General features: G+C 46.8%; 24 protein-coding genes and 1 pseudogene. 6 read left to right on the top strand and 19 right to left on the bottom strand.

Going from position 1 to position 26262, the window contains the following annotated elements:
- Positions 1 to 109: 109 nt before the first annotated feature.
- From PPA03S_RS20440 to PPA03S_RS20430, 3 genes are all read right to left on the bottom strand, one after another.
- Positions 110 to 1093 (bottom strand): sensor domain-containing diguanylate cyclase, encoded by a 984-nt coding sequence (locus tag PPA03S_RS20440; RefSeq protein WP_062325701.1) that lies wholly within the window; start codon positions 1091 to 1093, stop codon positions 110 to 112.
- 25 nt (positions 1094 to 1118) lie between these two features.
- Positions 1119 to 1925 carry an alpha/beta fold hydrolase gene (locus PPA03S_RS20435; RefSeq protein WP_062325699.1) on the bottom strand — a complete coding sequence of 269 codons (807 nt, stop codon included), beginning with the start codon at positions 1923 to 1925 and terminating at the stop codon, positions 1119 to 1121.
- 189 nt (positions 1926 to 2114) lie between these two features.
- On the bottom strand, positions 2115 to 3749 hold the full coding sequence (locus PPA03S_RS20430) for a DUF1593 domain-containing protein (protein WP_062325698.1): 1635 nt from the start codon (positions 3747 to 3749) through the stop codon (positions 2115 to 2117).
- On the opposite strand from PPA03S_RS20430, the gene PPA03S_RS33725 reads away from it, so the two are divergent.
- The 3 genes from PPA03S_RS33725 (at position 3748) to PPA03S_RS20420 (ending at position 5336) form a co-directional block, all read left to right on the top strand.
- Positions 3748 to 3933 (top strand): hypothetical protein, encoded by a 186-nt coding sequence (locus PPA03S_RS33725; RefSeq protein WP_217998959.1) that lies wholly within the window; start codon positions 3748 to 3750, stop codon positions 3931 to 3933. The two genes, PPA03S_RS20430 and PPA03S_RS33725, sit on opposite strands and share 2 nt — an antisense overlap.
- A gap of 159 nt (positions 3934 to 4092) precedes the next feature.
- Positions 4093 to 4743 (top strand): hypothetical protein, encoded by a 651-nt coding sequence (locus PPA03S_RS20425; protein ID WP_062325696.1) that lies wholly within the window; start codon positions 4093 to 4095, stop codon positions 4741 to 4743.
- Positions 4744 to 4778: 35 nt separating this feature from the next.
- On the top strand, positions 4779 to 5336 hold the full coding sequence (locus PPA03S_RS20420; protein ID WP_062325694.1) for a DUF1697 domain-containing protein: 558 nt from the start codon (positions 4779 to 4781) through the stop codon (positions 5334 to 5336).
- Positions 5337 to 5542: 206 nt separating this feature from the next.
- Here the strand turns inward: PPA03S_RS20420 and PPA03S_RS20415 are convergent, their stop codons facing one another.
- From PPA03S_RS20415 to PPA03S_RS20395, 5 genes are all read right to left on the bottom strand, one after another.
- Complete coding sequence (locus PPA03S_RS20415) at positions 5543 to 5986, bottom strand: Hsp20/alpha crystallin family protein (RefSeq protein ID WP_062325692.1); 444 nt, start codon at positions 5984 to 5986, stop codon at positions 5543 to 5545.
- Positions 5987 to 6175: 189 nt separating this feature from the next.
- Positions 6176 to 7378, bottom strand: coding sequence for an MFS transporter (locus PPA03S_RS20410; RefSeq protein ID WP_062325690.1), 1203 nt, complete (start codon positions 7376 to 7378; stop codon positions 6176 to 6178).
- Positions 7379 to 7488: 110 nt separating this feature from the next.
- On the bottom strand, positions 7489 to 8445 hold the full coding sequence (locus PPA03S_RS20405; RefSeq protein ID WP_062325688.1) for a helix-turn-helix transcriptional regulator: 957 nt from the start codon (positions 8443 to 8445) through the stop codon (positions 7489 to 7491).
- Positions 8446 to 8610: 165 nt separating this feature from the next.
- The gene (locus PPA03S_RS20400) at positions 8611 to 9054 is read right to left on the bottom strand and encodes a hypothetical protein (protein ID WP_157284284.1); all 444 of its coding nucleotides are present in this window, start codon (positions 9052 to 9054) and stop codon (positions 8611 to 8613) included.
- The gene (locus tag PPA03S_RS20395; RefSeq protein WP_062325685.1) at positions 9035 to 9253 is read right to left on the bottom strand and encodes a helix-turn-helix transcriptional regulator; all 219 of its coding nucleotides are present in this window, start codon (positions 9251 to 9253) and stop codon (positions 9035 to 9037) included. The genes PPA03S_RS20400 and PPA03S_RS20395 overlap by 20 nt, the downstream gene beginning before the upstream one ends.
- Before the next feature lie 255 nt (positions 9254 to 9508).
- On the opposite strand from PPA03S_RS20395, the gene PPA03S_RS20390 reads away from it, so the two are divergent.
- The gene (locus PPA03S_RS20390; protein WP_082704238.1) at positions 9509 to 11095 is read left to right on the top strand and encodes a choice-of-anchor I domain-containing protein; all 1587 of its coding nucleotides are present in this window, start codon (positions 9509 to 9511) and stop codon (positions 11093 to 11095) included.
- 199 nt (positions 11096 to 11294) lie between these two features.
- Here PPA03S_RS20390 and PPA03S_RS20385 read toward each other — a convergent pair whose 3' ends face one another.
- The 4 genes from PPA03S_RS20385 to PPA03S_RS20370 all read right to left on the bottom strand — a co-directional run bounded on the left by PPA03S_RS20385 (position 11295) and on the right by PPA03S_RS20370 (position 17031).
- Positions 11295 to 12446: an MFS transporter gene (locus PPA03S_RS20385; protein WP_062325683.1), complete on the bottom strand. Its 1152-nt coding sequence runs from the start codon at positions 12444 to 12446 to the stop codon at positions 11295 to 11297.
- 24 nt (positions 12447 to 12470) lie between these two features.
- A complete protein-coding gene (locus tag PPA03S_RS20380; RefSeq protein ID WP_062325803.1) occupies positions 12471 to 13289 on the bottom strand; it encodes a MerR family transcriptional regulator in 819 nt (272 codons plus the stop codon).
- 167 nt (positions 13290 to 13456) lie between these two features.
- Positions 13457 to 15700, bottom strand: coding sequence for a carboxylesterase/lipase family protein (locus PPA03S_RS20375; RefSeq protein ID WP_062325681.1), 2244 nt, complete (start codon positions 15698 to 15700; stop codon positions 13457 to 13459).
- 545 nt (positions 15701 to 16245) lie between these two features.
- The gene (locus PPA03S_RS20370; protein ID WP_157284282.1) at positions 16246 to 17031 is read right to left on the bottom strand and encodes a M20/M25/M40 family metallo-hydrolase; all 786 of its coding nucleotides are present in this window, start codon (positions 17029 to 17031) and stop codon (positions 16246 to 16248) included.
- 190 nt (positions 17032 to 17221) lie between these two features.
- Here PPA03S_RS20370 and PPA03S_RS20365 point away from each other — a divergent pair, with 190 nt between their 5' ends.
- Both PPA03S_RS20365 and PPA03S_RS20360 read left to right on the top strand, forming a co-directional pair.
- Positions 17222 to 18874, top strand: coding sequence for an alkaline phosphatase (locus PPA03S_RS20365; RefSeq protein ID WP_062325678.1), 1653 nt, complete (start codon positions 17222 to 17224; stop codon positions 18872 to 18874).
- A 260-nt stretch (positions 18875 to 19134) separates the two neighbouring features.
- Positions 19135 to 19500 carry a VOC family protein gene (locus PPA03S_RS20360; protein WP_062325676.1) on the top strand — a complete coding sequence of 122 codons (366 nt, stop codon included), beginning with the start codon at positions 19135 to 19137 and terminating at the stop codon, positions 19498 to 19500.
- Positions 19501 to 19550: 50 nt separating this feature from the next.
- On the opposite strand, the gene PPA03S_RS20355 is transcribed toward PPA03S_RS20360, so the two are convergent.
- The 7 genes and pseudogenes from PPA03S_RS20355 to PPA03S_RS20330 all read right to left on the bottom strand — a co-directional run bounded on the left by PPA03S_RS20355 (position 19551) and on the right by PPA03S_RS20330 (position 26153).
- Positions 19551 to 20774 carry a GNAT family N-acetyltransferase gene (locus PPA03S_RS20355; RefSeq protein ID WP_082704244.1) on the bottom strand — a complete coding sequence of 408 codons (1224 nt, stop codon included), beginning with the start codon at positions 20772 to 20774 and terminating at the stop codon, positions 19551 to 19553.
- A 258-nt stretch (positions 20775 to 21032) separates the two neighbouring features.
- Positions 21033 to 22514 carry a methyl-accepting chemotaxis protein gene (locus tag PPA03S_RS20350; RefSeq protein ID WP_062325674.1) on the bottom strand — a complete coding sequence of 494 codons (1482 nt, stop codon included), beginning with the start codon at positions 22512 to 22514 and terminating at the stop codon, positions 21033 to 21035.
- A 391-nt stretch (positions 22515 to 22905) separates the two neighbouring features.
- Positions 22906 to 22974 (bottom strand): annotated as a pseudogene (locus PPA03S_RS34515) (hypothetical protein); the annotation flags it as partial.
- Between the two features lie 94 nt (positions 22975 to 23068).
- Complete coding sequence (locus PPA03S_RS20345) at positions 23069 to 24211, bottom strand: DUF4179 domain-containing protein (RefSeq protein ID WP_062325672.1); 1143 nt, start codon at positions 24209 to 24211, stop codon at positions 23069 to 23071.
- Positions 24201 to 24749 carry an RNA polymerase sigma factor gene (locus PPA03S_RS20340; RefSeq protein WP_245683681.1) on the bottom strand — a complete coding sequence of 183 codons (549 nt, stop codon included), beginning with the start codon at positions 24747 to 24749 and terminating at the stop codon, positions 24201 to 24203. Before PPA03S_RS20340 ends, PPA03S_RS20345 begins: the two co-directional genes overlap by 11 nt.
- 218 nt (positions 24750 to 24967) lie before the next feature.
- Positions 24968 to 25591 carry an SMI1/KNR4 family protein gene (locus PPA03S_RS20335; RefSeq protein WP_062325671.1) on the bottom strand — a complete coding sequence of 208 codons (624 nt, stop codon included), beginning with the start codon at positions 25589 to 25591 and terminating at the stop codon, positions 24968 to 24970.
- 112 nt (positions 25592 to 25703) lie between these two features.
- Positions 25704 to 26153, bottom strand: coding sequence for a DUF6386 family protein (locus PPA03S_RS20330; protein WP_062325668.1), 450 nt, complete (start codon positions 26151 to 26153; stop codon positions 25704 to 25706).
- Positions 26154 to 26262 lie beyond the last annotated feature (109 nt).

Here is a 26262-nt window from a genome sequence, read left to right as displayed (position 1 = left end):
TCAAGTCAGCTTGTCCCGTTTCACAAAATAAAAGAGCTTGCGCCTAAGGGCATTTCCCTTATGATGCAGTCTCCTTAATGTTTTCCTGTTTAACTGTTTAACCCAGCCTTTAATTTCTTACAAGCTCTGCTGCATGGGTCACCCGATTTCGCCCACCCGTTTTCGAGGCATAGAGCGCCTTGTCCGCTTTTTGAAACAAAGACTGATCTGTATCCTCCTGCGAAACCGTAGCCGCGCCAATGCTCACTGTAATGTTATACTCGCCCCAATCGGCAGAGGCGACCTGTAAACGATATCTCTCCGCTGTAGCCGCAGCTTGCTCTCGATCACAATCCGTAAGAATAATGACAAATTCCTCGCCGCCATAACGCGCCACCACGTCCATGCTCCGTGACACCGATTGCAGCAGGCCTGCCAGATTGCCCAGTACCAGATCTCCAATCGGATGTCCATACGTATCATTAATATTCTTGAAATGATCAATATCAACGACGAGAAGGGAGAAAACACACTGAGTGTCCCGGAAGAGTGCCAGACTTTCCTGCATTTTTTCCTGAAAAAACCTGCGGTTCTTGAGTCCGGTAAGCAGATCCGTCGAAGCCATCGTCTCCAACTGATCATTCACTTTGATTAGCGCCTGCTGCTTCACCTTGTATTCCTCGTGCAGTCGTTCAAGCTCTTTGTTCGCCTCATTTGTAGCTTGATACAGTTCCTGAAGTTTGGTTTTGGTATTCATAATATCCTTTTCATGCTCAATTCGTTTGCGCATCACAACCACGACACAGTCGATGACACTTTCTCCATTGCGAGTCTGGCGAACCCCGTTCAGAAGTACCGGAACATCCTGCTGATCACTGGTGCGGAATGAGAAGTACATCTCGTCCACATGTCCATATAACTGAATGTAGGGGTAGAAATACGTATGAAAAAACAGCTTGTTGGTCACCGACATGGTGGACTCGATATGCCGCCCCAACATCTCATTACGTTCATACCCCAGCATGGTCAGCAGGGTTTGATTAACCGTTTTTATGATGCCCGAGTCAGAAATGGAGAAGTATCCACAGGGTGCCATATCTAATTGTATATCCATGGATGAACTGCCTTTCTTCCGAGTTTTATGCAATCGTTAAATAATTCTTGATTAATCGGATCGTTTCTTCCGGTTGACTCAAATGCGGGTAATGCCCTTTCGCGGTCATCTGCTGAAGCCTGCTGTTTTTCAGATGAGCATGCAGGTAATTTCCCACTTCAACTGGAGCAATGCTATCATCGGAGCACTGCAGAATCAATGTGGGTACCGATGCCTCATCCAGATCAACACGACAGTCGGATAAAAACGTTACTTCTGCAAATTGTCTCGCAATGTGCGGATCTCTCGAACAGAAGCTCTTTTCCAACTCTTCCGTCAGATCTTTCCGTTCCGGATTCTGCATAACAATTGGAGCAAGATAACTCGCCCAACCAATAAAGTTCATCTGCATCATCTCCAGCAACTCATCAATGTCACGTCGATCGAAACCGCCATAATAACTCGGTAAATCATTTACATAACGCGGCGAAGGCCCCAGCATGACGATTTGCTTGAAATATGTGGGTTCATGAATGGAGGCAAGCATGCCAATCATGCTGCTGACCGAGTGTCCAACAAATATGACATCTCTCAAGTTGAGCGCTTCCATAATCTCCAGTACATCCTGGGCATATCCTTGAAGATTACTGTATTTGTCTGCATCATAATAGTTAATTTGAGATTCACCCGAGCCTACATAATCAAATAAAATAACCCGGTAGCTCTCCGTAAAACTCGGAACAATATAGCGCCACATATCCTGATCACACCCAAACCCATGTGCAAACATAATCGTTTGGCTGCCTGTTCCCAACACATTCACATTGTTACGCACGAGGACGTCAATCGTCATCCAAATCACCTCTCTGAGGTAGTATCCTTTTGCTTTGATCCATCTGGTTATTATATCGGAAATTTTTGGGTTATGGATAGGAAATATTAATTTTCATTACTTTGGATACATAAATAATCATCCATGCAATATGCCAAAAGGCCCTCTCATCACGAAAGGGCTCTTTGTTCTTATTTTATTCATCCTTAGCTATTTTACAGTGAGAATCACACGTTGATAATGCTTCAACTGATGCTCTCCATCATCCTGTACTTCGGCTACGATATGAATTGTATCACCGGATTTGGCATCATCAGGCACGGTGAACGTTACAGCATCGGTGTCGCTGCCCGCTAATTGAATTGTATCCAGCTTCTCACCCTTCGCCAGTTCACGATGCAATCCAAGCTGCAGGTCACCCGCCATCTCAGGCTGGACCTTCTCCTCCTGGACATTGGAATCTTTGTACGTATCTGCTTCAAAATATCTCCACCATTTGTAGGTCAGTTGATCCCCATCCGGGTCCTGGCCTTCTGCATGAAGGGTTACTTTCTCGCCCGGGCTGACGGCAAGGTCTAATCCTTCCTTAATGGTGAGTGTCGGATTATGGTTGGCTCCTTCAAAGGTATCCGCGACGGCCCAATCGGCACGAGCCGCAAAATCATTCTGAATATCGTCAAACCATCTCATCAGAGAGTATTCAGCCTCATATCGTTTGGTATACGGATCGTAGTCAAGAACGTTGTTCCTGAACAGCTTGTCATTTACCACACCGAAGCGCCCACCCCATCCACCGTAGGAAGGGTCTTCCATACTGCGCAGGCCATTGTCGATTAGATAGAAGAAGGATGGCGAATCACCCTCGGATATAAAATCGTATTTGTCATATTGCGGATTTTTCTTCAGATATTCAGCACTACCGCGCTGTTCTTCGTCCAGCTCGCCTTCAATCATTTTGCCATCACCCATGGATGCATACATATCCAACAACTTGCCATGACCATCTAGAATGTTTTTGATCATCCAGTCGCCATGCAGCTTGCTGTTGACTTCCTCTGTATGAAATTTCCACGCATAGGCAAAATGCCAGAAGTTCGATTGGTCGTTCAGAATGCGAATGTCTGGCCAATTTTTTGCAATATAGTCGTTATAGCTGTCATCCTGATCGAGGATGATGTATAGCACCAGTTTATCACTGACCTTTTTGCGAATCGTTTCCCACTCCGCCGTGTCCTTGTACTGTTCTTCAATCGATTTCAGTGCTCTGGCTGTTGTATTCGTACCGCCCCAGGTCTGCACAATCAAATCTCTGGAATCATCGTCGAGGAAAAGCGTTTGGAGAAATTTGGAACCTTCCGTTTCTTTCACCATCTCCCCTTTGTCGGAGATATTACCGATTTTGGTCATCTTGCGAAGCTGTTCAGGCTCCGGATATCCCTCTGCATGTTTGGACAAGTTGGGATAGATCTCACCATAGGCATCAATCATATCGTACACCCACTGTGTACCTGTCCAGCGGAAAGGTTTGATTCCTGCTTCCTCGTCGCCTGCATAATGATACACTGAACTGGTCAGCACGATGCCCGCCAGATCCATTTCATTGGAATATAACAGAAAACGAATGACCGAGTTCATATCATCCACTTCACCATCAGTTGTAATTACTGTTCTGGCTTTGGTTGCGGAATGATCTGCCGTTTCTGCAGGTTCATGTTGTTCCTGTTCTGTCGTCTTGTTCGACGTTTCAGTAGCCGTTTGCGGAGTTTTGGATGCGCATCCACTGACAATCAGAACCATACTGAGGCAGCCAGCCGCCAAAACGTTTAACCATTTTCCTGTACTCATGTTCGTGATGCTCCCCTTTCTTGTGTTCCACGCGATGTGTTTTGGGAATGTCTGCGATGTCGGCCTGCTGCTTAATATGGACCGTAAAATGCAAAAAAACCCAAACATCAATATGAGCTGGACGGAGTCCACGCATATTGACATTCAGGTTTTGCCTGCCAAAGCAGTAACAATCCTCATTTGAGAAAAAGTATAGCATGTTCACAGTTTAATGTAAACGTATTCAATACTATATAACTACAGGGTGTAAGCTTTTCCCATTTTGATATATGATAATGCTTATGGCCATGAATGAATGTAACTGCTTGAAAATAAGCCTAACACAAGGAGGAATCCGACACCGATGGAACAGCTGAATGCCGCCTTAACCCGGTTTGTGGAACAACAAGATTTGTATAATGCAGCTTATGGACTTTTCAAAAATCATGATCTTCGTCCTCGTGAACAACCTTGTCAGCCGGAAGTGGACGAACGAATTCCCCTTTCTCCGGAGCTCCAATATCTGTACAGTCATTATGAGATGATGGATGAACAGGCCAAAGGCACACTCAAAATGAAAAGTGCAGCCGTCGAGATCGGTGATGCGGCCCTACTCTCCTTTGTTGCACCTGAACATCTCCATCGTCAGCAACTAGGTTACCGCTGGATCGGCATGAGCGAACCCTATCAAGAAGCACCATCATGGAAAACAAACCATGTGGTCATCGCGAATTTTAACGATGATCCCTTAATTGTGGATACAGCTGCGCCGAACTCGCCGGTATATGCGGCCTTTACAGGTGAAGAACCGCAGCTAATCGCTAATTCATTGTCTGACTTTTTCAATGCACTGGCTATCCTGATAGAAGCTGCACGGGCCTATAGCGGGGAATTGATGGACGAGGAAACCTATGAAACCAAGCCCGAATATCTGGAGCATGTGGAACCTGTATTGAATGAGTTACTGGGAGAAGAGCATACTGCACATTTATTTGAGTATTTGTCATTTCGGTAAACATAAAGGATAACAGAGGGTACGGAGGGTGAATCATGATCTATGTTGCTTTGCTTCGGGGCATTAATGTGGGCGGAAATAACAAAATCAATATGAAACAGTTAAAAGAAACATTTGAACAAGCGGGCTTGCTGGATGTGGTGACGTATATCAACTCAGGCAATATTATCTTTGCCGATCATCAGGAACGCTTGGAGGCAAACGCGGAATTGGCCCAAATTCTTGAACAAGCCATTGCTGTTGATTTTGGCTTACAGATCAAGGTGATGGTACGTAATCTGGATGAAGTCCGAACGGTTATTCAGGCACTGCCGGAGGAATGGACCAATGATGCAATGGCCAAAAGTGATGTCATGTTTCTCTGGGATGAGGTAAATGACGTTTCCGTTCTGGACAAACTGCCCATCAAACCGGAAGTCGGCACACTGCTATATGTCCCTGGAGCCATTTTGTATTCCGTCAGTAAAGATCTTGTCACCAAAAGTGGCATGAACAAGCTCATTGGCTCCAAGGTCTACAAATATATGACGGTCCGGAACGTGAACACGACCCGCCAGATTTATAAGCTGATGCAGGCTGCAGCAGAGAAGTAATATGAATCAGCCGGGATCATGCCACGCGGCTTGTGATGAAACTGAGGTCTTCCAGTGACCAAGAAATGGACTGTACATGTTCAAGCAGACTAGTTAAATGGAGATGCAAAAAATCCCCAGGCGGGCGCCCCGGGGATTTTCATCATGAACGTTTCCTGCTTGCTGCCTGCCATGAGGGAAGAATAACGCTCCTGTATTTACATGTGTCAGTCAATCTGGATGCGTTTGCGGCTGTGATCTTCGCCCGGACGTTTCGGAATGTCGAGCTTCAGCACGCCATTTTCCAATCTGGCCTTGATGTTTTCCTCATCAATATGCTCCACATAGAAACGTCGGATAAATTCACCTGAACGTCGCTCCTGCCGAATGATTCGATTCGTATCATCCTTCTGCTCAGTCGTTTCATTCCGTTTGGCACGGATGATCAGTTCATTACCTTCGACCTGGATGTCTATATCCTCTTTGGCGATGCCGGGAAGCTCTGCTTCTACCAGGTATTTGTTTTCTTCCTCACGAATATCGGTCCGAAATGGCTGTAACCCGGTTCCGAATGGTGAGAGGAATGGAGACTCAACCATGTCATTGAAGGATTTCAGCATGTGTCCGAACATGTCTTCATTTCGTTTGCGAAACGGAATCAGATCAAACATCAAAATCAGCTCCTTATGTGTGGTTGGTTTAGTGGTTGCTTACATGTCTTATTATAATACCGGTGCCAAGAAGGCTCAAAGTCCGTAAAAGGCGAAGAAAATCGATTTTCCCCCACCATAGTTCAACATTTTAAAATAGATTCTTTTTCCTTTTGTTTTGATCTTATTTGACTTTCTGACTTTATCTGACTATAACGAACGAACAGATTCTACTACAGAATTGGATTGATTTTTCTTCATCCCCAGCATGATGATACTCGTGACAACCACCAGTATGGCTACAAGCATAAACGGAATATGTTTATCCACCTGATACAGCGTCGTTGTTAGCAGAGGGGTAATAACGGCAGATATCCCCTGAATGGCTGCAACCAGTCCTGCGGCACCTCCCTGCTGCTCCCTACTAACCGCCAGTGAAGCACCTCCCATAAACCCCGGCATCATTAGTCCCGAACCCATGCCGAACAGGAAAAACGAGAAATAATAGACGGGCAACTGACTGGAAACCAGAAACAGAACCATGCTTGCGAGCAGAAAAAGTGAACCGAGCAAGATCATGGGACGCGGCTGCCATTTCAGCCACTTCATCTGGATCACCTGCATGATCAGCATTGCTGCTCCTGAAAACATAAGTCCAAACGAAACCATTCTGGCCGTAGCCGCTGGGGATAAAGCGAGTTGATCCTGAAAATAAAACCCGCCAATGACCTGTAACGTCATAATGCCAACCATCGTGACCAATCCCGCGGCCAGGTACATTCGTAATCCGCGTTGGAACGGATTTACCTTGGGCGGTTTCTCCTGAATGACGGGTTTGGCTGAGGGAATTAGCAACAAGGCGATGATAAATGCAGCTACAGCAATAAAGATTCCAAAATAAAGCGGCCACAGCAACCCGATCATGGTGAAAGCTCCTGCAATAGCGGGCCCAAATACGAGGCCAAGTCCGTTCGCTGCACTAATAATCGCCATTCCACTTCCCCGCTCCTCACCCTTTGTAACATCCCCCATATAAGCCTGGGCAGAAGACAGCACGGCCGGGATGAACATGCCGATCAGACTTCGCGTCACAATCAGAAGGGATAGCAACATCCCCCCTCCAATCCATTCATTCAATCCACCATACAATGCCAATGCAAATAATCCACAACTCATGGACATGCCTATGAATCCAATCAATATGATGGGTTTTCTGCCTCTCAGATCACTGAACCTGCCCCACACCGGAGCCATCACTGCCATGGCAATCGACCCCAACGAAATAATAAGACCGGAATGACTTTCTTTCATCCCGAGCTCACGAATAAGCGGCGGCATAATGGGAGCAATAAGCATCAAACCCAACATGGCTGCAAATACACTGAAAAAAATACTTCCTCTGATTCTGTTCATGCTCATACACTCCTCTATATTTCAGTACAGTATCCACTGTACCTGGAGTATACAAGGCTTCATAAGTTCCGACTGCCTCCATACGGAACAATTCACGGCAAGACGGATTATTAATATATTTTCTTGATCTCAGAGGGCTTCACCCCGAATTTGCGGTAGAATTGCTGTGAAAAGGCACTGATATTGCTGTATCCGACGGTGATCGCTGCCTCGGTGACGTTATTCCCCTGATTGCGCAGCAATTTCATTGCGTTATCCAGGCGGACCTGGCGCAGATATTCAAATACAGTGCTTCCGAAAAGCGCCTTAAAACCTTTTTTCAACTTAAAATCATTGAGACCCACCTGTTTGGACAATGACAGCAAAGATGGGGGATCCACCATGCAAGCCTCCATAATCTCCCGGGCAATATGTAGTTTCCGTATATCCTCTCTGGAGAAACCCGCAGGAATCGGCGCAAGATCAAACAGCTGGATCATAAACCGGTTCAGTATCTCCAATGCTGTGGCTTCCATCATTAAGGATGATCTGTAATTGTTGTTCAATTCCGCAATCAGACTGTCAATCATCGTACGTATTCTGTTGTCCAGTTGAAACACGATGGGCTTGAACAGCTTACGTCCCAACACCTGATTAAACGAAATGGACTTGAAAGTGCCCAGTTGCGCAGCCGCATAATTGAACAGAGAAACCGGAATGCCCAGTGAAAAAGAAGTATACAGCTCCCTGGCCGGAGGATGAAACCAGGCTTCGAAATCATGCATGAAAATGAGGGCACCTTGCCCAATCGATAGTGAATAGTCCTGACCGGATATATCTACATGTCGTTCACCCGACAGAGCAAATTGCAACTCCACGATGGGTGTCTCGGACGCAAAGTACGTAGGGTAAGGTTGATGGTATTCGACCTGAGAAAATAAAATTTCAATCCCACTGTAAGTGGTCACTCTTTTGATATTGCCACTGCCCGCCTTGGCTGAGAGCAGATACGTATGTTCATCTTGCTGTCTGTATGGATCCTGGGTTAAATAATGCTGGTATACTACGGCTAACGCATCAGAGCCCATGAGTTTTCACCTCGCCTATATGGATCATGATCCTCGAAAAGAAAATGGATTTAAACTTATTGAGAACTATTCTCAATTAATTTTACCGCAATTTCCCCTTTTCGACCAGTCCCATGACGAGATCGTTACCCTTCATACTGAAGCGGTTGTCCCAAGGGGGCAGTTTTACATTCTTTTCGCGTAATAATTGAACAGGAAGAGGCCCAGCCCAATTTGAAAAATGAAAACACTCGCCAGTACAGTCACGACAATCGGTTCTACACCGATTAGACTAAATAGCACGGTTACGGCCATCAGAATATAAAAAATAGTAATGTTTGTTTTCCAGCCTGCTTTTTCCTTCAACCGAATGGTGCGTTCATCTTGAACATCGATCTCCTTCTGTCTCAATCGCTCAGCATACATTGCCTGATTAGAAGACTTGTTCATCCATATGGAACGCACCGTATTGCCAAGCCCCAGAACCAGAAGCACCGAACCTGAACCGATCAACAAACCCGAGACTCCGCTTAATGCTTCACCTCTCAGAGCAAATCCACCAATACATGTCATAACCAGACCTGCCAATGCCAGTAGTACATGCACCCACTTATTGGTTGCTTTCATCATCCTGCTCCTCCTCGTAAATGAAAATTTCTTCGATACTCATGTCAAAATAACGGGCAATTTTGAATGCAAGAATAATGGAAGGATTGTAACGACCGTTCTCCAATGATCCGATGGTCTGTCTGGAAACCTCCAATCTGTCGGCGAGCTCCTCCTGCTTGATTCCATTTTTCTTTCGAATTTCTTCCAGTCTGTTTTTCAATATAATAGCTCCTCCAAAAATGGAAAGTTAACTTTCCGTAAATATATCAATATCGATTTAAAATGTCAAGCAAGCTTTCCATTCTGGGGATTTGTTGATTTGCGGCTATCTCAGCTGTTATTCGGTGGAAAATCATTCCTGTTTACGATTTTACACAACTCACTTTGTGTTTTTACCCTTCCGTAACATTTCATCCCTATACTAAAACAATTGTACATACCATCACACACGAAACGGTAAAGGGGATCTGGAACATTGAAAAAGAGAAATCAATGGCTCGCCGTTATGTCCATGACAGCCATATTAACGACAGGAGCAACAAGCTACACCCCGATGGCCAATGCGGCTAACGCACTTGAACCTGCTAACGATCATGTCGTACTGCGAACAGCGATACAAAATATGCAGGGAAACGTCACTTGGGACGGAAGCAAGCAAAGGGTCGACATTCAGCTAGGAGGCATACAGGCACAGCTCCCGGTCGGAACGGCCACAGCCACCATTAACGGTGTGAAAACTCCCCTGGACAGCAAAAGCTATATCGCCAATGGAACAACGTATGTATCTCCCAAAACGCTAAAGCTAATCACGAATCAATTGATCCTGAACCAAAATAAAACCGGATTTGAACAGACTGCGGCCTTCCAGATGCCCGGAGGCAAAGCTGAAATATCAGCCTCTACTCCTGATGGTCAACGTCTGTTGGTAACCGAAGCGGACAATGGCAGCATTTCCGTGCTGGATATTGCAGACCTGAATAACATCAACGTTTTGAAGACCGTCAGCTTCCATGACCTCTCCGCCAAAGCGGAAGTAACGAGCGTAACGGTATCCAAGGATGGCAAATACGGGCTTGCCGTGATTCGTACAGGCGATACGGACACTGAAGCCAATAAGGGATTGCTGGCGATTGTTGACCTCACAACCTACAAAACCGTGAAGACGTATGAACTTGGCATCGGGCCAGACTCCATCGCGTTGTCACCTGATGGCCTGCATGCAGTTATTGCCATTGAGGATGAAGAACTTAACAAAGCCGCCGATGAGATTGATTATGCCAATGCGAAGCGTCCAGGCAGCATCATGATTGTATCTTTTGCTGGCGGAAACGTACTTGAAGGTGAGATCACCAACTTGCCGGTAGACCTGGACAATGTAGCTGGAGCAAGCTATCCGCATGATCCACAACCAGAGTATGTTGCCATGAGTCCTGACAGCAAAACAGCAGCCGTAACGTTGCAGGAGAACAATGCCATTGCTGTTGTTGATCTGGAGACGAAGAAGATCAGCTCGATCTTTTCGCTAGGAACCACTTCACATCAAGCCGATCTGAAAGATGACGGCATTGTCCAATTTACTGAGAGTTTAACCGCTCGTTATGAGCCGGATGGTATTGCTTTCTCTGCTGATGGCAAATACCTGCTGACCGCCAATGAAGGTGATTTGGGCAAGGATGAATTTGACGATGGTGTAAAAGCAGGCGGACGCAATATTGCGGTCTGGGATCTGCAGGGCAAGCGGATGTACGACAGCCAGAACCTCATTGACGAAGCAACGGCCAAGGTTGGCTTGTACCCGGATGACCGCAGTCCAAACAAAGGCAGTGAAGTCGAGAATTTGACGGTAGCAACGATCGAAGGCAAAACTTACGCTGCCGTGGCTTCCGAAAGGGCAGATGCCATTTTGTTCTTCGATCTTGCTGATCCGGTAAGTCCGGCTTACCTCGGGCTTATTCCCACTGCTGGTGAATCACCGGAAGGCATCCATCGGGTTAATGGGCGCAGCCTGTTTGTAAGTGCGGACGAGAGCACAGGAACACTTAGTTTTTTTTCAAAAAAATAAATCAAGTGTCCTCGGCATGCAAAGACTGAAATGAATGGTTTCACACTGAATTTGAGTAGGAAGGGGTGCCAAGCCCCTGTCCCCTCAAATATTCTTTGACAGTCCACAAGATACACCTGTAATCCCCGCAAGACTTACAGGCCCACTCATAATTTATGTTTCTCTCCTTGTTCCTTCCTGCTGCTTGCCAAGCAATTCCTTACCTGCTGCTCACCTTTTTAAATAGGACAACGGCAACAAGGAAAGCTACGCTTACAGCGGCAAAACCCACCCAATTCAAATACAGGACAGAGGTCTGGCTGATAGCAAACCCACCCAATCCAGATCCCAGTGCAAAACCAAATTGGATAAACGACGTATTTACGCTAAGGGCAATGTCCGGATTTCGAGGCGCCAGAGTAACCAGATATAGTTGCTGGGCCGGGGAAATACTCCACGTTGCTAACATAAAAATCATCAATATCAAAATTAATACCACGAGATTGACTCCCGCTAGAGCGAATAACAGCAGGGTCGTCCCTTGTAACAAGAGTCCCAGAAAAATAGTAAATTTCGATCCCTTTGCATCTGCCAATTGTCCGCCCAATTTTGAACCAACAAAGCTGCAAACCCCCGCCAGAAATAGAACTCCGCTTATTTCCGTCATGGAAAGAGAGGAGGTTGCCTGCAAAAACGGCGTAATATAAGTGAACAGTGTAGCGTAGCCTCCAACATAAAATAACGTAATAACTAAAGCCATCAGAATAGTTGGATTTTTGAGAATAGAAAGCTGCATGCTGAGTGTAACCTTTTCTTCTTCTTTGATTGCCGGAATCTTTTTATAGATAATAAGTAATGGAAGCACACTTAATGCACCGATTAAAACAAACAGAACCCTCCATCCAAACATCTCACTAAAAAATGTACCCAGAGGAACACCAAGCACTAGCGAACTACTAAGCCCCATTAAAATGATACCGATGGCATTGCCTCTTTTTTCTTTCTCAACAAGTCTTGTCGCTACGGCCATGGCTACAACGGTAGCGATTCCTCCGCTGGCCCCTTGAATAATTCTTATCCATATTACCGTTTCATAAGTAAGATCTGCAAACATAAGTCCGTTGCTGGCAATAAACACACTAAGAGTGGTCATCAGCAGTTTCTTACGATCCGTATTGATTGTGAGTGTAATCAAAATAGGCGCAACAATGGCCGCTGCAAGAGCAAACACCGTCACCAGTAATCCAGCTTCGGAAGTTGATACTCCGAGGTCCACAGCGATTATTTCAATGACTCCTGTAATAATATATTCAATGGTCCCGATCAGAAAAACGGCCAGTGCCAGGACGTAGATGATTCCTTTATTTTTCATTTTACTCTACTCCACCTTTTTCAATTATCTATTTTGTATTGGAATTTGTATTTCGATGAATTGTGCATCTTGTTCTAGAGATAACGGTAAATAGAGTTCCCTGCCCAATTCGTTTTCCTTGATCTGATAGTTATTTTTCTCAATCCATTTTGCTAAATGAACACAGGCGGCACCATCAAACTTGGAACTCGAATGAAAAGCCATGGTGGCCATCATCGGTTCAGGAGGAAGAGTCCGCAGCTGAAATGACTCTGGAGATGCTTGCAGCTCACAGGTTAAAAAGTACCCGACTTCGAACTCAAACTCATCCTCTTTTCCTTCAATATCTTTCCACAAAACAACCTGAGGTCCTTGGATGAGCTGGCGAATTTCCGTTGTTAATAATAGATCCAATTGACGGAATAACGCTGGAATGTCGTCTTCTCTTCCGATGGCTTTTTGAAACAGAAATGTTTGAGCAGCTTCTGCTTTGACTCGGATCTCTTGGCCCGTTTCGAATTGTCCCTCTTTTTCGATAAGATGCATACGTTCCTCAATCCTGACGAGTTTGGCACGTTCCGTATCAATAATCTGCTGGATTTCACTTCTTTTCAGCTTAAACATGCCTTGAATATTTTCGAGCGTAATATCTTCTTGGAGCAGCTGTGTGATTTGGGGCAATGTAAAACCCAATTCCTTATACATTAAAATTCGGTTAAGCTCAAGAAGCTGATCTGCGGCATAGTACCGATAACCTGTATCGTGATCTACCTTTCTCGGCTTGAGTATGCCGATCTGGTCGTAATAACGCAGTGTTTTTAAGGAAACCTTACTTAATCTGGAAAACGCACTGATTTTGAACAAAACATCATCTCCAATCCATAACATAATCCGAGTATACAGCTTCCCGTGCAGGGGAAAGTCAAGAGTCTATCTAACACAATAACAATAAACCACAGCAAAAGAGGACATGAGAATGCAATCTCCTGTCCTCTTCATTATCATTTTAGGCTAAATCACTCTGAATTTCATTATTCCCAGAAGAAACGACCTGCGAACACTTTTTCCGTCAACAGTTTGTACGTTTCTTCAGGTAATTCCTTTTTCATCTTTGCCATCACGGCTTCTTTGCCCTGATTATATTGGGTGGACATGCCAACCTCAGCTGTAGTGTTGCTGGCATCCAGACGCATGATCGGAGTTTTGGCATCTTTCGTCCAAGGTGTCCATGCCGCCAGTTCAGTCGAGCCACCATTGCCCGGGTTACCCGTGTACAGGAACTGTTTCAGATAAGCTGCCATGGCTTCAGACAATTGCTCACGACCAGGTTTGTTCGTTTCACTGAAATAACCTTCCGGGAAATAGGCTGCTATACCGTCCGCATGCCCTGTATAAAAGTCCATATCCGCTCCATGTGGTGCGCCAAGCAACGTTTGCAACCGTTCGGAGATGACACCAGGTTGGGTGCCCCATGCAAAACGGTATGCATATACCGGAGGTTGTCCCTCCTCACTGGTCAAACGTTCAGCCACACGCTCTGCATTAAAACCTGCATAAACCTCGCTGCCGTATTTCAGGGCTGCAGCATACTGCTCCGCCTTGGTCTTATCGGTAAACAGGGTTCCATCATCAATCGATGGAACAAAGTTCGAATCACCAAAGGCAAATCCGGAGAATTCGGTTTCCAGACTGCCCAGCAGTACAGGCACTTGTGCATAATTACCGCTGCTGATGGCGTCAAAACCTTCTTTTGGAATGACTGTACCATCACGGAACAGGTGTGGAAACGGCTCCATGCGGATCGCCGTGGAACCGAATGCAGTGACCAGCTTGTCCGCGGGCAGCTCGCGCAGATAGGTCTCCAGCTGTGCCTGAGATTGCTTGCCAATCCATGTTTTCGCTTCTTCATCCGTAGTCGCTTTGCCCTCTTCCACGAGCAATTTTACGAGCGCATCCCCGGACTTTTTCTCTCCATCTTCCGGTGCCGCTGTGGTCAAGCCTCCACTGAAAGCGACGGCTTTCTGGAATAGCCCTTTGCTGAGTGGAGATATGAGGGTTGCCAGAACATCACGGGCTCCTGCAGATTGTCCCGCCAAAGTCACATTGCTCCTGTCTCCGCCGAAACCTTCGATATTATCCTGTACCCACTGCAATGCACGGAATGCATCCAGCAAACCGTAGTTGCCGGAATCATCCAGAGCATTGCCGGTTTTCAGCGCCGCATTTTGAAAGAATCCAAGTGCTCCCAGTCTGTAGTTCACGGAAATGATGATGCTGTTCGTTTTACGCGCAAGCTGTTCACCCTGAAAATCCTTGCCTGATCCGGTCATATTCCCGCCGCCGTGCAGAAATACCATCACCGGAAGTTTCGAGCTGGTTGTATCGGGACGCCAGATGTTGAGGTACAACGAATCCTCGCTGCCGACTGTATTTTTACCGGATAACTGCAAGCTGTTTGCAGCAAATTCTTTCGCTGGTCTGGTTTCCGTCCATGCCTTCGGTTCACGCGGGGCTTTCCAGCGCAGTTCACCTACCGGGGGTGCGGCATAAGGAACGCCGAGCCAGCCGAGCGTACCGTATTGTTCATAGGTTTTGCCATCAATGGCGCCATATTTCGTCTGCTGCAACGTTTGAGGTTTGAATGCCTGAACCTGTTTATGTTTCATCCAGTGCTGCTCCAAGGTCCCGCTACCATTCTTGAGCTCTGCCTGTAATGCCTGTGCGGTTGCCTCCGCCATCTGGCGATTGGTAAGTTCGCTCGTACCCTCACCTTGAAGCGCCTTCACCCCCTTAACGGATACATAAGTGGAAGCTTCTCCTTGATTGTAGTCTGTACCCACTTCATATCCAAGTACCTTCAGCAGCATTTCGGCATATCCTTCCGTTGTCAACGATGCATTGGGTTCAAAACATTCGCTTCCTGCTGCAATTCCAGCCAGATACGGATGCAGCTTCAAATACCCAACCACCGGTTGCAGGAGCTTACCTGCTTGTGCAGCATCTTCATACGTATCCGTGCCATTGTAGGCGAGTGCCTCCTGCTCCAAACCTGACAGACGCAAGTAGAGCACAGCAGCCTGTATACGGGTTGCCTTTTTGTTCAGATAAGCTTCAGTAACGCCCTGACCATTGCCACGAATCAGTTGGGATTGAATCAGTTTCTTCATGGCTGTGGAAGAAGCGGAACCTGACATTCCGGCCGCATACGCAGGCAGGCCTGATACACATAAACCCATAATAGTTGCTACGGCAATCGTACGTTTGATGGTTTTCATGTCATAAATCTCCTCGCTGTCTAATAGTGTGTGATGGAATGAGTCATTGGAAACAAGCACCTGACATACAATATTCCAATGTTTGGGTGATCATATCTCTCTGTCTGGCAAGCCGGGGATACACTCCTTTCCGATATGAATTTCTGCTTCGACGAGTCGTTCGGTCTTGTCATCAGGCATTTTTTCATATAAAAAAACCTGAATCAAAGGCAAACAGACATCGCTTAACGCGGTCTTCTGCCCTTAATCCAGGTTTTGCCTGCAATCAGTAACAACCCTGAGGATCAATGAGGTTAAATCCATTTTTTAGTTGTAAACGCAATTAATAGTTTGATTATGAAATCATAAACGAATGAACCGGTACAGGTATTGCCCGAGAGATCGGTTACAACCCTGTTGTTATGGAGATGTTAGCACAAAATGAAAGCGCTCGCAATACCTTTTTAGTCATTCTCATTATGAACTCCCCTAAGGACCCGAAGCAAAGAGCCACCCATGACTAGGGAGTGATCCCTACATGGATGGCTCTTTTGAATGAAGTACACTTAATCCAGCGATCGCGCCAATCTCTCCAGCAGTTCCACGGCCGGAGCCAATACCGCTTCATCGATATCGAATTCCGGGTGGTGATGTGGGGCAGGCAGTTCGCTGCCAACGATCATATACGTGGCCTTTCCCCCTTGCTCCTGCACCCGCCGGATCATATAACTGGCATCCTCACTGCCAAGTGCGGCACTATCGGAAATGACCTCGGCACAGGTGAACCCGGCGATGCCTTCCGCTTCCCGTACCGCAAGCTCTGCAAGTTCCATATCACACCGGATGGGGATTGCGCCGCCGATCACCTCCACCGTTGAGCTTAACTCATGCATTGCAGCGCTGTGCTCAATGATCTGCCGCACCCGCCGCTCCAGTTCCCGGTTGGTCTCATCTTTCACGGGGCTGTCCAATGTATAAACGGCTTGGAGCATTGCTTTATATAAACTGGCCCCTGTAGGCGGACAGTAGATGGCATGTTCTTTTTCATGCAACACGGCTTGGGCTGTCAGATAGGGAATCGGACCCGTAAACACCCACCCGTGTACATTCTCTCGGTTCCTGGTAATAATGTCCCCCGTTTCCCTGGCGTGTTCATACGGGTATAGCTCAAAACTCGCCCCCAGATTCTGCTCGTGCAAAGCACGCTTGGTACGCTCGATGGACGGCTTCGGCCCAACAATTCCGATACGGTAATACATTCGCACACCTCCTTGTCCACACTCCGCTTCTTCAGACACATATTTCAATACAAAAATCATACCGAACTGAAGTTCCGCTGTAAACCTCTCCATAAACAACCAGTGTAAACCTTAATATACAGAACGGTTCCAACCTTACTCCTCTTCATTTTTTTGATTCGATTTCTTCTCCCTAATCGTAAACTTTACATTTAGTTAATCCAGTGCATACGCTCACTTATCATTCATTGTATACACTGGGTTTTGGATACCAAACTATACATATTATTAGGAGGATGTGTTCATGTTAAACCGATTCAATACCCGTGCGGCCAAAATGATGCTCGCGGTAACGACGATAGTTACGGCTACGCTGGGAGGCAGTAGTGCAGCTTGGGCTGTGGAAGACACCATCTCAACACCTTCTAGTTCACCAATCAAAAATGTCATCATACTCATTCCTGACGGTATGGCTAACGATGCCACCGCTCTGGCCCGTTGGTACAAGGGTTCCTCTCTTACCTTGGACTCCATGGCTAGCGGCATGGTTCGTACTCACTCTGCAGATGCGGCGATTGCGGACTCAGCCCCTGCGGGAACAGCCTTTGCCACAGGTCACAAATCACATACAGGATATGTCGGAGTGCTGCCGGATAAAGCGACAATGCCTGGACAAAAGGCCATCGCCCCGGGAGATGCCAAGAAACCGGTCGCTTCTATCCTCGAAGCATCCAGACTGGCAGGCAAAGCAACTGGCATTATTGCGACATCCGAAATTATGCACGCTACACCGGCTGACTTCTCGGCCCATTATCCGGATCGTAAAAACTATGATGCGCTGAGCAAACAGCAGGTCTATAACGGTATGGACGTTGTTCTCGGTGGAGGAAGCAGTTATCTGGAGCCTGCGGGACGCAAAGATGGCGAAAATCTGGTCTCTTCCATTAAAGCACTGGGCTATGACTATGTGACTACTCCGTCAGCGATGAAAGCTTCCACTTCAGGAAAGCTGTGGGGCATGTTTGCCCCGGCAGGCATGGCCTATAACATGGATCGTGATCCAGCAAAACAGCCAAGCCTCGCCGAGATGACTTCTAAAGCCATTGAAGTGCTCTCCAAAGATGAAGACGGCTTCTTCCTGATGGTCGAAGGCAGCAAAGTGGACTGGGCAGCCCATGCCAACGATCCAATCGGCATTATCAGTGATGTGCTGGCATTTGACGATGCTGTGAAAGTAGCCATGGACTTTGCCAAAAAAGATCAAGAAACCGTCGTTGTCGCTGTAACGGATCACCAGAACGGTGGATTGACTATCGGTAACGCCTCCACTACAGGCACTTACGATAAAGAGCCGTTGTCCACATTTATCGGACCTTTGAAAAAGGCCAAGCTGACAGGCGAAGGTGTTGAGTCCAAGCTCAATGCCAAACGTACCAATATCAAAGCTGTGATGAAGCAATACTATGGGATTACCGACCTGACTTCCGAGGAAATCGCGGCCATCAAAGCGGCCAGCCCAGGAAGCCTCAATTATGCGGTTGGACCGATGATCAGCAAACGTTCGGGCATCGGCTGGACCACTGGCGGTCATACGGGCGGAGATGTTGTACTGTATACGTATGCTCCGAACAATGATCGACCTTTTGGTGTCATCGACAACACGGATGTGGCCAAATACATGGCACGCGTGCTGGACCTTGACCTCGACAGCGTAAGCAAACAATTGTTTGTGCCCGCCAAACAGGCTTTTACTGCCAAAGGAGCAACGTACAAGCTCGATCTGACGGATGCCAAAAATCCGAAGATCCTCGTAACCAAGGGCAACACCAAGCTGGAACTGCAAATCTACAAAAACGTAGCACTCGTGAACGGCAAAAAGACAACCCTGGATGGCGTGATTGTCTACAATGGCGTAGAAGCCTTTGTGCCACAGGATGCAATTGATCTGATTCAATAAAAAAAGTGCCCGTTCACTGTGAACGGCACTCTTAGCCAAGCTGCCCGAGAATATTCTCGGGCAGTTTTTTTGAATTCAATTTTAAACTGCTGGGCAAGAGCCTGAATTCCAATAAACACCTCAACAGCACGTCACCACTTTCGCAAGCTGCTCTTGTCACTGCTCAAACCTTTCGTTGTCTTGGTAGGCCCACGCACAGGCTTATCGTATAATAAGTATAACGTTTATGAATATTGACGCCATAAAGGAGAGGTTCACCTATGTTGATCAGACTAAACTGGATCACACTACGGGTACGCGATCTGGAAGCTTCGCTCCAGTTCTACCACGGTATGCTGGGGCTGCCGATTCAGCGCAGATTTGAAAGCCGTGGACGGCAGATTGCCATGCTGGGCCCCGAAAACGAAACGAAACTGGAACTGATTGAAGGCAGCGAAACCATCCTTAAGCCAGAGGCCGGTGTGTCGATCGGCTATGAGGTAAGATCGCTGGACGAAGCCATGGAGCAGCTCGCCGCATTAGGCATCCCGATTGTACGAGGCCCTGTTCAACCCAATCCGCATCTGCAGTTTATTTACATAGCCGACCCCGATGGCTTCGAAGTGCAGCTGGCCGAACATACTTGATCAGGCATGATTATGTATGGAGGCGAGTGTCGTGTGCTAATTGTACATGCTTACAGCTTCATCCGACGCATTAGCGGCACACCCACGCGGTTCAGAAGCCGATCAAGCAGCAGCCAGCACCAGCGTCTGCCCAAGGGCAGATGCCGCTCATACACGGCGGAATACTCGAAATCCGCCACAGCCCCGCGGTTGCGCTTGAACTGCGCCGCACCAGCACTCTCATGCAGCAGATGACCATTTTCGCGAGCCTGTCCAATCAGGCAGGCCGATAGCATGCGGTACAGCCCGGTAAACTGGGGCAGCGCCGTATCGTAACCGAACAGCGGCGTTGTCATCACCCCATTCCGGGAGAAGTATCCCATAACCGCATCGATACGTCCTTCCTTCCGCAGACCATACAGGGTCAGCGCTCCAGAAGCTTTTGCTGTGGCAATGAAATGTTCACTGAATTGTGGATTGTCATAAGAGTATTTTTCAAGGTACAACAGTCTGTACAGCTCCGCGATTCGTGAAATATCCGCATCCGTCAGATTCGCTTGTGAAACGATTTCATATCCGTGCTTGGCGAACAATTCGTAATCCCGTTTCAGCAGCCATCGCGACTTCGCATTGCCGAAACTTGGATCATTCGCCCGATACAAGTAGATTTGCCGGCTCGGAATCAGTTGACAGCCTGCTTGCTTCAGCTTGCTCGTCAGATCGGAGTGAAGCTCTGGGCACAAAGAGCGAAATACGACAGCATGCTCAGGATAACGTTCCCTTACTGCTGCAAGCAGACAAACCGCCTGCTCACCGGACATCGCCGGATACAAGTTCGTTGATAACAGCCAGTTGTTGACGTGTACAACCTTGTTTATTTGTGATCGCTGCATTCCCCACCCCACCACACTGAGCAGCGCGGAAAGCCCTTTTTCCAGCAATGGTTTCCGAAGCAGCATCAACTCCTGCTTGGCATACCGCACATAATGCGTATAAGGCGAACAAACGTAAGAATTTTCATACTCTGCCTCATTTACCGTCAACGGAAGAACAAGATCGTCGATCCGGGCAATGAGCAGGGTTGTGTTTACGTTTACAATGAAGTCCCGTGTTCCTTGCAACATCATGGGTTCCAAGTAGGCTCTTGCATACCTGCCATCCTTCGTATTGGGCCAGTCTATGTCTTCTAGCGAGTTCCGATCATAGATACGAACGCGATGATCACGTTCCTCACACTTCGCTGTATCTATACGAACGCAGCGCTCGAGCTCCTTTTCCTTTACTGCATTATTCACGTTCTGCTCCCCCAATTACCCAAACTTCCTGCCAGTACTCTTTTATACAAATTCTTATTCTTCCATTATAGTGGGCCCGGATGAACATCCACAATTGTTTCGTTGTAAACGGGCAGCGCGGTAACCCATCTAAAACAACCAAGCCTACCTCCGCATCATGATTGGAGACAGGCTCAGTAGATTGAAATTCGAATGTAGCATAGGTAGGTATGTTAGGTGACTCGGATGCAGCAGGCCGGTTTCAGCCCTGCTTTATTTTTACAGGGTACCGGTTGTAGAACGTACTTCGTTTTCGTCCGACACCAATTCGTTCAGGTCCACAATCAGTTGCTCCAGTTCTCCGAAGCTATCCACCATCTTCTGGGTCAGATTGCGCTGTTCTTCCATACTGGCAAGAATTTCTTCCGTAGCGGCACTCGATTCCTGGGTCACACTTGAAATTTCCGATACCTCATTAACCACTTTCGTAGAAGAATCCCTCATGGTGACGGAACTGCTCTCCATATCGGCCGCCTGATTCAACACTTGCTGAGAGTTACTATTGATTGTACGGAAGACCTCTTCTGCCGTTTGCACACTATCTTTACCTGCTTTTAAAGCGAGGCGAATCCGCTCGAATCGATCCGTCAACGCCTGAGTCTGTCCTTTCAATCGGAACAAAATGGTTCCAATCTCATTGGCTGATTGACCAGAGTGTTCTGCCAGCTTGCGAACTTCCTCCGACACGACTGCAAACCCGCGTCCATGTTCACCTGCACGCGCTGCTTCGATCGCTGCATTGAGCGCAAGCAGATTCGTCTGGTTCGCAATATCCGAGATACTGTTCAGCATTAGCGACATGGACTCACTTTCCTCGTTAAACTTACTCATATCATCGGCTGTGGTATTAATCGTTTCATACAGCTCCTGCATCTGAACATTCAGTTGATCCATCTGCGCACTGCCTGTTTCCGTGCTCGTTGCCATGCTGGCTGACAGTTCTTTCATCTGAAGTGAGTAGGAAGCAACATCGCGAATATGCTGATCCGACAAGGACAAGGACTCTGAAATTTCAGCCACACTGGTGGCCTGAAATTCAACGCCTTTGGCGACTTCGCTGAATCCAAGCGTTACTTCATGGGTGATGGAGCCGGTATCGGTTACTTTTTGCTTCAGTTGGTCCGTATAACGAGAGAGGCCCTCTACGGATTCTTTGACCCTTACTAGCATCGTTTCCACTCTCATTTTGGAATGCTCCACCTCTTGCCAACGCGCTTCGCTATCCCAAAAGAGTCTTTGATTCAACTGGGAAACCAGCATCAGAATAGCTCCGGTAAGTGCAAACAATCCCACATCCACAATATGGCCAATAAACTCCTCGGAGCTCTTTGTTTCCAGTAGAACAACCTGAAGAATACTAATAGCAAGCAACACGAGAAATCCGGTTGTGAACAGTTTTTTGTCGGGATAGAGCAATAACACTGAAGTGATCACCAGACTTAAAGTGATGTTAACACTTCCCCAGCCTGCATAGACGCCACAGATTGTAATCAGGAGTGTACACAACCACGGGATCACATGAATATACTTCTTTTTGATATTGGCGTACGTTACCCAACCAGTGAATAAAATAGCTACTCCACTCGAAACAAGTAGCTTGGGTTCCAGAAAGGCCATACCAAAACCGATGGCAACAATAACCCACAGGATGATACAGATCAGTTTGTTCCTTTTCCAGATGATTTCATCATAACGATTCATGAATTTCCCGTCCTTTTTATGAGATAAATATGGATGTGAAACATTTCTGTACTATGCTTTATCAGTCTATGGTCCTTGCTTATGGTTAAATCGCAAAATCCTAGGGCTTTATTCTAGTACATTAGGTCTTCACAAACATGAAAACATACGTTATGTATATCGGAATTTAATGATCAAATTTTAATATATGAAAGAATATAATATGTACTACTATTTTATGAATCTAATATAGTTTGCTCAATGCCTAAGAACCCGCATCAGAAGATACGGGCTTTTGACGTTCAAACCTACTTTCCAAATACAAGTGTGGTGTTAGACGAACCTGCATACTTGATGACAAATTCGCGTGCGTAACTGGCTGTTTGAACTTCATAGCTATAGTTGGAGCTCGGTCACTGCCGCCGAAGTTATAACTGTGGCCAGAGAACGTCACGTGATCGATCCAGTAGTTGGAGCCTGAAGTTTTGCAACGGCAGTCCCTGTATAAGAAAAATGAAAAGACGACACGATGTCATCTGCAAAAGACATGACGTTGTATCGTCCTTCCTCTAATCCTATTTGATTTTCAGTTCCAGCATATGTTTCTCGGCTTCCTGCAAATCATCGTAAACTTTGCCCGGTTCACCACGGAGCTTCAATACCAGGGACTGTGGGTCATCCAGAAGATTGCTGCTGAAGGAATAGATCATCCCATCTTCCGTCCCATTACCTGATACACCGGACAATTTGGTCTTCTGCCCGTCCTTGGACATGGATACAATCTCGATAGGGTTAACCACATCACTGACGGAGAGTTTAGTTTTATAATCAATTTTTTGATTAGGTTCATAGATAAATCTTACCCGTGTCATAAGTGGTGATACCTCTGCTTCAGATAACAATACCTCATGACCCCCAATCGTAAATAACTGATTAAGTTCGATCTTCTCTGTCTTGGGTACCGAAAATTTAGGGTCCAGATCGAAGCTCACTTCCATCGGTTTCGAAAATTGGTATTTGGTATCTTTTTTAACCTTATTCGTGTCAGCCAGCAGGTCAGGAACTACAGATGAAATGCGAAAATTGAACTTCACTTGTCCAGGAAGCGGTGTATTCCCATCCATTTCAACGGTGCTGCGTCCATAAAGTGTATACTTTCCATTGGAGCTATACAGGCTGCTTATACCGCTATAGCCAAGCGATTGGTTCGTCATGCCATTGACCATACTCGTTTTGGGAACCGAATATATTTCCTGGGAAGCATCCGTCTGGGCTGTGTACAATACGATCATCTTGTTTTCATCCGCCATCACTGCATTGACGGTTAACTGATATATTCCTGACTTCACAGAACGATTCACGAGCTGCACATAACCATTGTTAATTGCGGATGAAATCGTGTTGCCGTCTACATCTTTTCCAGCCAACTCCCGAAAAGGTTCAAGTACTCCCCAATACTGTGTAGGTGCGCTATAGGTTGCCTGTTGTGGTGTGGAACTGCCAAGCGGACCCAGCAGCAGCCAACCGGCTGCCAAAGCGGTTACGAGCACCGCCGTAATCCACTTTAATTGCACATGACTTGTCATTCGCCGGGTTCTTGCCTTTGCCAGACCTCGTTGAATGGCAAAGGCCGTGTCCGCTGGGTTCAATTGCTGTCTCTCCAGCTTAGCCTGAGAAGCATCTGCGAAAAGTGCCCGTTTCTCCGGACTAGTTGTCATGCCAATCCCCCCTGTTCTTCATCTGTTTCCGTAACAGTTCCAACCCTTTATGCTGCCAGGTCTTGATGGTGCCCTCCGGTTTGCCGAGAATGGAGGCAATCTCAATCGACGTCATGTCGTTATAGTATTTCAGCAGTAATACGTGGCGGTATTTGGGTTTGATTTTCTCAAGCATGGACCACATCGCAAGTCTGTTATCACTGCATCCTGCAATGGCAGGCTCGGATATCGCCTCCTCCAACCCTTCGCTCGGCAGTGGTGTGGCCCGTTTGCGACGCCTTTGTTCATCAATGCACACGTAGATCAGAATACGAATAATCCACGATTTGAACGCCTTCTCATTTTTCAGAGAGCGACGCTTGATCCAGGCCCGGCATGTCATCTCCTGCACCGCTTCAAGTGCATCGTGACGATTACGCAGGTAACTGTAGGCAATGGAGATCAGCGTGTCCTGATGCTCCATGATGGATTGGACAAACACCGTCTCATCTTCGTTCTGTACAAATAGCATCTTTTTCATCTCGGCTTTGGTTTCCACCCCGCACCCCCTCCTTCTCTCTCTTTCTGTGGTTTAAGACGGATGAACAAGCCAAACCGTTTTTTATTTATTTCCCATCACAAAAAAGCCCCGCCTAATCCTGAGGAGGAAGCTCTTGTATTGATTGCCGCATCAATATTTAAAGTTCAAACCAATCCAGCTCAGTGTCATCCTGATTCGTAGCTGCTCCCATCTGCTTTAAAGTTAGCTAAAAGCTACTACTCCTGCTCATTCAATTCATTGATCGAGCGGTCCAGCCATAATTCATACCAATCCAGAAAACCCAGCCGCTCCGTGTTGCCCATATAATGATCCGGATAAATTCCATTACTGTTCGCCCGATCATCGGTCCAAATCTCTCCATAGGAAGATCCCTTCACGATCAGATTGAGTGACACGCCACAGCCAAAGTCACTGATTCGCAGCATCCCTGCCGACCATTTCGGATCATAATAGTCATGTTCAAGCGCTGCCCACTCGTCCTCTTCCTTACTGTCATCGTACCAGTCCACATCCCAATTCCAGGATTCCACATGTGGGAACGGCTCGGAAATGGCATTCAACTCATCCTCATAATCCATCACCAGATACACACCGTTCTCAGGTTTTTCCAGCCCATAATAAGGACCTGTTCCGCCACTTCCAATTACAAGCAAAAAAGCTTGATACGCTTCAGGCAGTTCTATCTTCCATTCCCGTTCAAATGCCTTAATCTTGTCCAATGTCCATACTGGAGCCATTTCATATTGATGATTTTCCGCACCAAACAGATTCCGCTCCGGGTCCATAATTTTGATTTTCTCCAATTTTTTCCGTATGCGTTCCAATTGGGATATATACATGTCCGGATGCCTCCTTCAATCTGCTCCTAAAAGGGATCATGTCCCGCCCTTGGTGACCTGTCTCTATTTCATAATTCGCAAATGAATCTTGTTCACTCACGTACCTATAGTGTTAGATTCGAATCAAGTCACTCAAACGATTCTCACTTTGCAGACTGGCCTTCATGGAAATCGAAATTTGATTATTCTCCTTCGTTACCCTGCACGCATAATTTCCGGGTTCCAACTGGAGCAACATACCCCCGCACGACTCATCCGGCTCCAGTTCACCACCAGTGACATCCTCTGCCGCCCCCAAATATACATTACCGGAAGGAACTCGGATATAGTACACCTCTGCCGTCCCCACTTCCTTAACCGAATCATCCAGACTCCATTGCACCTCATACTGTCCATCGTCACCCAGGTTCAGAAACAAAACGTTACCTGCATTTACCTCAGTCAGTTCATCCTCTGCAATAGACCACCAGTCTGGTGTGTCTTCCATCCGATGCTTAAGCGCCGCCAGATCATACAGGCACAGTGCTGCCGTATCCGTAAAGACTTCAAATTTCCCGTTCATTCTACGTCTCCCCTTCCTTATTTAAATAATATCTGCTCCCTTCCCCTCTGATCCGCATGAGATAATCAGAACCCTATCCAACCATTATATCAAGCCCGGCAAACGGCTT

The organism is Paenibacillus pabuli NBRC 13638 (assembly GCF_001514495.1).
GTDB classification, from domain to species: Bacteria; Bacillota; Bacilli; order Paenibacillales; family Paenibacillaceae; genus Paenibacillus; species Paenibacillus pabuli.
Note: the sequence above shows the minus strand (reverse complement) of the source record. Positions and strands in the feature narration are given on the sequence as shown.

Coding starts and splice junctions, on each gene's coding strand:
- PPA03S_RS20405 (WP_062325688.1), bottom strand. CDS start 8,445: ATGGGCTCTGATGCGTTAGCCGTAGTATACCAGCATTATTTAACCCAG.
- PPA03S_RS20385 (WP_062325683.1), bottom strand. CDS start 12,446: ATGAAAAATAAAGGAATCATCTACGTCCTGGCACTGGCCGTTTTTCTG.
- PPA03S_RS20425 (WP_062325696.1), top strand. CDS start 4,093: ATGGAACAGCTGAATGCCGCCTTAACCCGGTTTGTGGAACAACAAGAT.
- PPA03S_RS20430 (WP_062325698.1), bottom strand. CDS start 3,749: ATGAGTACAGGAAAATGGTTAAACGTTTTGGCGGCTGGCTGCCTCAGT.
- PPA03S_RS20370 (WP_157284282.1), bottom strand. CDS start 17,031: ATGGAGAGGTTTACAGCGGAACTTCAGTTCGGTATGATTTTTGTATTG.
- PPA03S_RS20330 (WP_062325668.1), bottom strand. CDS start 26,153: ATGAACGGGAAATTTGAAGTCTTTACGGATACGGCAGCACTGTGCCTG.
- PPA03S_RS20440 (WP_062325701.1), bottom strand. CDS start 1,093: ATGGATATACAATTAGATATGGCACCCTGTGGATACTTCTCCATTTCT.
- PPA03S_RS20375 (WP_062325681.1), bottom strand. CDS start 15,700: ATGAAAACCATCAAACGTACGATTGCCGTAGCAACTATTATGGGTTTA.
- PPA03S_RS20400 (WP_157284284.1), bottom strand. CDS start 9,054: ATGATGAAAGCAACCAATAAGTGGGTGCATGTACTACTGGCATTGGCA.
- PPA03S_RS20420 (WP_062325694.1), top strand. CDS start 4,779: ATGATCTATGTTGCTTTGCTTCGGGGCATTAATGTGGGCGGAAATAAC.
- PPA03S_RS20410 (WP_062325690.1), bottom strand. CDS start 7,378: ATGAACAGAATCAGAGGAAGTATTTTTTTCAGTGTATTTGCAGCCATG.
- PPA03S_RS20360 (WP_062325676.1), top strand. CDS start 19,135: ATGTTGATCAGACTAAACTGGATCACACTACGGGTACGCGATCTGGAA.
- PPA03S_RS20345 (WP_062325672.1), bottom strand. CDS start 24,211: ATGACAACTAGTCCGGAGAAACGGGCACTTTTCGCAGATGCTTCTCAG.
- PPA03S_RS33725 (WP_217998959.1), top strand. CDS start 3,748: ATGTTCGTGATGCTCCCCTTTCTTGTGTTCCACGCGATGTGTTTTGGG.
- PPA03S_RS20365 (WP_062325678.1), top strand. CDS start 17,222: ATGTTAAACCGATTCAATACCCGTGCGGCCAAAATGATGCTCGCGGTA.
- PPA03S_RS20335 (WP_062325671.1), bottom strand. CDS start 25,591: ATGTATATATCCCAATTGGAACGCATACGGAAAAAATTGGAGAAAATC.
- PPA03S_RS20435 (WP_062325699.1), bottom strand. CDS start 1,925: ATGACGATTGACGTCCTCGTGCGTAACAATGTGAATGTGTTGGGAACA.
- PPA03S_RS20415 (WP_062325692.1), bottom strand. CDS start 5,986: ATGTTTGATCTGATTCCGTTTCGCAAACGAAATGAAGACATGTTCGGA.
- PPA03S_RS20350 (WP_062325674.1), bottom strand. CDS start 22,514: ATGAATCGTTATGATGAAATCATCTGGAAAAGGAACAAACTGATCTGT.